Below are 5,489 nucleotides of genomic sequence, written 5' to 3' on the forward strand. Positions count from 1 at the left end.
CGCGGCATCATCCGGTGGATCGGTGGGTGAAGCCGGAGGAGTTCGTGGAGCATTCGAGGGTGGCGGAGTCGTTGGGGTTTGCGGGTGTGATGGCGGGTCCGTTGGTGCGGTCGTCGTATCGTGCGGGCCGGTTGTATGCGCAGACGAAGGCGCATCGTGGTGAGGCGTTGCCGGACAATCTGGCCCACCTCACCAGTCAGGGCCCGGCCGCCCAAGAAGCCAGCTCCCTGCTGGCCCGCTGATTCCGAGCAGCGCAGCCCGCCCACGGTCTCCGACCACGGGCAGGCTGCGCTGTCCCACACCCAAACCCGCAACGGCATCTCCGGCGGGCCCGATCACACCCCCGCGAAACGACGGCATCTCCGGCAAACCCGATCGCGGCCCACGAAACGACCGCATTCCGCCGAGCGCAATTACGTCCCCATGAGACGACGCCACAGCGCCGCCCACCTCAGCGCCACCCTCGTGTACGCGGAGCGTGCACCCTCAGCGCGGCCCACCTCAGCGCAACCCCACCCTCGCGCACGCGGAGCGTGCCACCCTCAGCGCCGCTCACCTCAGCGCCGCTCCACCCCTCAGCGCCGCTCCACCCCTCAGCGCCGCTCCACCCCTCAGCGCCACTCCACCCCCAGCGCCACTCCACCCCCAGCGCCACTCCACCCCCAGCGCCGCTCCACCCCCAGCGCCACTTCACCCCCGGCGCCGCTCCACCTCAGCGAGGCCCCGCGCCCGCCAGGCCACTTCCTGCGCCGCACCGCGAGACCCACCTCAGCGCCGCCACGCGAGGCCCTGCACCATCGGGGCCAGTCGAAACTCCACCGATACCACCGCACGCTCCGCATACACGACTCGCGGCAGCGACCTCTGACCGCCGAGGCCTCACCGCTGCCCGCCCGGACGTCCCCGTTCCCCCGCTCGCTCCGCGCAAGAGACCTCTCCGGCCTTCAGCACGCTCCGCGTACAAGAGCACGCTCCGCGCACAAGAACCGCACCCTCCGCCGGCTGGTCCGCGAGCAGCTCTCCCCCGCGCCAGTCTCGGCCCATCAACCCGGCCGGTCCCTTACGAGCCACCCCTGAGATGTCCCCGGTTTCCCCCACAGCGAGGACGTCGATTCCAAAGAATAAGTAAAGTGATCTCATGGCTTTGGTAACCGACGTCGTGAACTGGTTGCACGAGCTCCCGGAACCGGGTCTCGTCGCGGCGGCGGGTGGACTCGTGTTCGCCGAGTGCACCATCGGGCTCGGCTTCCTCGCTCCCGGCGAGTCGGGGTTGCTCGTCGCGGCCACCACGGCGACGTCGGTACCCCGGTTCCTCACCTTGTGGGCCGTCGTCACCGTGTGCGCGGCGCTCGGCGATTCGGTCGGCTACGGGCTCGGCCGGAAGTTCGGGCCGCGCCTGCGGGAAACGAAGCTGATCCGCAAGTACGGCCTGGACGCCTGGGACCGTGCCGCCACGGTGCTCGAGCGGCGCGGTGCGTGGGCGGTGTTCTTCGCCCGTTTCCTGCCGGTGCTGCGCACCCTCACGCCTGCCGCGGCCGGCGCGTCCCGGTTGCCGTTCCGGAAGTTCCTGCCCGCCACCGCGCTCGGCGCGTTGTGCTGGTCGCTCGGGCACATCAGCCTCGGCGCCGCGCTCGGCGAAGCCGCCAAACAGGTCGAGGGTGCGCTCAGCACCGGCTTCCTGATCGCTGCCGCGGCGGTCGTCGGCGTGCTCGTGTTCCTCTTGCTGCGGATGAAAAACCGCAAGGCCCCCGAACCGGCGGAGGAGGAGCCGGTCCACGCCGCCGAGTGAGAAGTCACCTGAAAGAGAAGGCCACCGCTCACTAGATTCGGGGTATGGATCCCCTCGATCTCCCGCGACCGGTCGCGTTCGTCCTCGGCGGAGGCGGCAGCCTCGGCGCGCTGCAGGTCGGCATGCTGCGTGCACTCGACGAGGCGGGCATCGCCCCGGACCTGGTCGTCGGCACGTCCGTGGGGTCGCTCAACGCCGCCGTGCTCGCCGTGCCCGGCGGACGCAACCTGGAGCGGCTGCAGGACATCTGGTCGCACATGACCAAGCACGAGGCGTTCCCCGGTGGCGTACTCAGCCAGGTGCGCACCCTGCGGCACAGCAAGACCCACCTGTTCCCGAACACCGGGCTGGCGAAGATCCTCGACGAGCATCTCGGTCCCGCGCGCCGGTTCGAGGACTTGGCGCTGCCGCTCGGCGTCGTGACCACCGACGTCGAAACGGCCGAGCCGATGCTGATCCGGTCCGGGCAGCTGCACGCGCCGTTGCTGGCCAGCTGCGCGATCCCGGGGATCTTCCCGCCGGTGCAGCACGACGGGCGGCTGCTCTACGACGGCGGGCTGGTCGCGAACGTGCCGATGCGGCAGGCGCTGCGGATGGGCGCGAAGTCGCTCGTGGTGCTGGACTGCGCATTCCCGGGGAAGATGCCCGGTGCGCCCCGTACCTTCGCCGAGGTGATGATGTTCACCGCGATGATCAGCATGCGCAACCAGGCCGTGCTGGAGGCTCCGCTGGCCGCCCGCGAGGCACCTGTCGTGTACCTGCCCGGACCGGCACCGGTCCGGGTCAGCCCACTCGACTTCACTCATACGGATGATCTCGCACGGCAGGCCCGCGACGCCGTCCGTGGTTACCTGAAAGAGCTGGTCGTCGAGGGACCTGGCCTTTACGGGGCGCCCGGACTGGTCGGCTCGTGATTCGCATCACCGCAATGCACCCATCCGCCGCTCGAGACGTCTTTCCGATCGCGTAGTTTGAGAGAAGAAGCCTGCCGGTCCGCGATCCTCGCAAAAGAGACAAAATGTTCCCGAAGAAGACTGTTCTTTCGGTCGCCGGAATTCTTGCCGCGACCCTGCTGGCCTCGGCCTGTTCGTCCGGTGACGACGCCGGCGGCACCGCCGCCGGCGGGCCGGGCTCGAACCAGTCCGCGACCCCTGCGTCGGTGTCGATCGAACCTGCCGACGCGAACGGGGTCAGCCCGACCACGCCCATCGTCGTCAAGGCGGCCAACGGGAAGCTCACCGGTGTCACGGTGACCAACTCGAAGGGCAAGGCGGTCGAGGGCAAGATCGCGGCGGACGGACTCAGCTGGACCAACAGCGAGGTGCTCGGCTACGGCGGCACCTACCACGTGGTCGCGCACGCCCAGAGCGCCGACGGCAAGCCGGTCGAGAAGGCAGGCGATGTCGTCACCGTCTCGCCGAAGAAGCAGGCCAATGCGAACCTGATCCCGGCGCCGTCCGCGGTGAAGAGCACCGGCGTGGGGGTCGGCCAGCCGATCGTGTTCAGCTTCGGCACCGCGGTGAAGGACAAGGCGGCGGTGGAGAAGGCGCTCACCGTCGAGTCGTCGCCGAAGCAGGAGGGCAGCTGGTACTGGATGGACGACAAGAACGTGCACTACCGGCCGAAGGAGTATTGGCAGGCCGGCACCACGCTCACGGTCTCCGCGAAGATCTACGGTGTCGATTTCGGAAATGGCGTCTTCGGCGCGGAGGATCGCACCGAAACGTACAAAGTGCATGATTCGTGGATTGCCAAGGCCGACGGCAGCAATGAGCAGATGCAGATCTTCCACGACGGCGCGATGGTGAAGACGATGCCGATCTCGATGGGCAAGGACGCCACCCCGACCCACCTCGGCGCACACGTCATCTCCGACAAGCAGGCGAACTACACGATGGACTCGTGCACCTACGGCGTCTGCCCGCCGGACCCGAAGGCATACCGCTCCGACGAGAAGTACTCGCAACGCATCTCGAACGACGGCGAGTTCGTGCACGAGAACCCGAACAGCGTCGGCCAGCAGGGCAGCTCCAACGTGTCACACGGCTGCATCAACCTGAACGCCGCGAACGCCCAGTGGTTCTTCCAGAACTTCGGCCTCGGCGATGTCGTGGAAGTCGCCAACTCGGGCGGCCCCCAGCTACCGGTGTGGGACCTGTACGGCGACTGGTCCAAGTCCTGGACGGACTGGCAGAAGGGCTCCGCACTCTGACTTCACCGGGACAGCGTCGGCCGCCATCGGCGGCCGGCGCTTTTTCGTGCGTGCAGGTTCTCGTGAGTGACGGATTCTCGTGCGTGCAGGTTCTCGTGAGTGCAGGTTCTCGTCGGTACCGGCCTGCCTGACTCCACTCCACGAACTCCGCCGGGCCCACCCTGCCTCCGATTCGGACTACCGACGTGCTGCCACCGAGTCCAGGCAGAAGTATCGGCACGAGCCCGCCCGCCCGATGATCTGTGTCGTGCAACGCCGCTGGGTGCAGTCGGTGTCTCGTTGGTCGCCGACACCGAAGCGTTGGCACTGAGAGTGGATGCGGCCCGGATGGGACTGGCCTCAGCCGCGCCCGGCGAGAGGCCCTGGCACCGGGCGATCGGGCTGGCGAACCCCACTGTGTGGGCGGGGTTCAGATGCAGAACCCGATGGCGGGGCGGGGACCCGGATAGCAAATCCACGTGTCGACGAAACTGCCTGGGAAACCCACCCACTGTCAGGTCAGGGCCACGGATACAGAATCCCCCTGCACGCCGGGACCGGGACACCGTTGCGCAGTGGCGCACGGACAGCGCCCACTGCGAGCAGGCCGACCGGTCAGGCTCGGGGCCGACGAAAAAGCGATGCCGGGCAGTAACCTCGCCGCGTGAGCGCCAACCGACAAGAACCGCCAAAAGAAAAGTGATTGACGAGTGCAACCCCGCCACACAAGCGTCAGCCGGCGGTGCGGGATACGGGCCGTTTCGCTGGGGGTCCGGGGTCTGATCGCGGCTCTACGGCGGGGCGGGGGTCTGGCCTCACACGCCCCCTGCAGTGGGGTGGGTGTGGGATGCAGAACCAGCTCAATTGCGGGCCGGGCCGGGCGGGGGTTCGGGCCGGTGCTGCCGGCAGGGGCTGGGATGGTGAACATCCGGTCGTTGGGCGGCGTATACCGGGTCCGCTCGATGGGGCCCGGGGTCTGATCGCGGCGCTGCTGTGGGGCGGGGGGTCTGGCCTCACACGTCCCCTGTTGTGGGGTGGGGTGTGGGAGGCAGAAACTCGTTCGATGGCGGTCCGGGCCGGGCGGGGTCCCGGGCCGGGCGGGGGGTCCCGGGCCGGGGGTTGGGCTGGTGTTGGCGGCCGGCGGGGGCTGGGATGGCGTCCCCCGATTGTCGGGTGGGATGCAGAACCCGCTTGCTGGCGGTCCGGGCCGGGCCGGGGGTGTTGCTGCGGTGTCGGGGGATGGTGCTGCGGGAGAGCGGCATCCCGGTAGTCATGTCCGGGTCACCGGCAACATCATCCCGCTGGTGGGGGGTTTCGCCACCCACCGCTCCCGGCCCGCCCGCGGGGGGTCATTGCACGATCGCCTGTCGTGGCGGGTCACCACCGGACGCAGACATGAAGAAAGTGGTGGTGTGGGTTGGGGTCTGGGAGAACCGTGTTCCGGGTTCTCGACCGGGGCCCCGCCCCACACCACCACTACCTTTTTTGGGTTGAGTTCGGCGGTGTCCT

At 68.8% G+C, this 5,489-nt stretch carries 3 protein-coding genes and 1 pseudogene; all 4 read left to right on the forward strand.

The annotated features are described in order from the left end of the window. Window positions 1-242, forward strand: a pseudogene (locus ABD793_RS42430) (lipoyl synthase); the annotation flags it as partial. A gap of 896 nt (window positions 243-1,138) precedes the next feature. After that, complete coding sequence (locus tag ABD793_RS42435) at window positions 1,139-1,789, forward strand: DedA family protein (protein WP_344869548.1); 651 nt, start codon at window positions 1,139-1,141, stop codon at window positions 1,787-1,789. A 44-nt stretch (window positions 1,790-1,833) separates the two neighbouring features. Beyond that, window positions 1,834-2,703 carry a patatin-like phospholipase family protein gene (locus ABD793_RS42440; protein WP_344869550.1) on the forward strand — a complete coding sequence of 290 codons (870 nt, stop codon included), beginning with the start codon at window positions 1,834-1,836 and terminating at the stop codon, window positions 2,701-2,703. A gap of 104 nt (window positions 2,704-2,807) precedes the next feature. After that, entirely contained in the window at window positions 2,808-4,001 is a 1,194-nt protein-coding gene (locus ABD793_RS42445) for a L,D-transpeptidase (protein WP_344869552.1), read from the forward strand. The last annotated feature ends 1,488 nt before the right edge of the window (window positions 4,002-5,489 follow it).

It is taken from the genome of Amycolatopsis ultiminotia, from assembly GCF_039536925.1.
In the GTDB taxonomy this organism is placed as follows: Bacteria; Actinomycetota; Actinomycetes; order Mycobacteriales; family Pseudonocardiaceae; genus Amycolatopsis; species Amycolatopsis ultiminotia.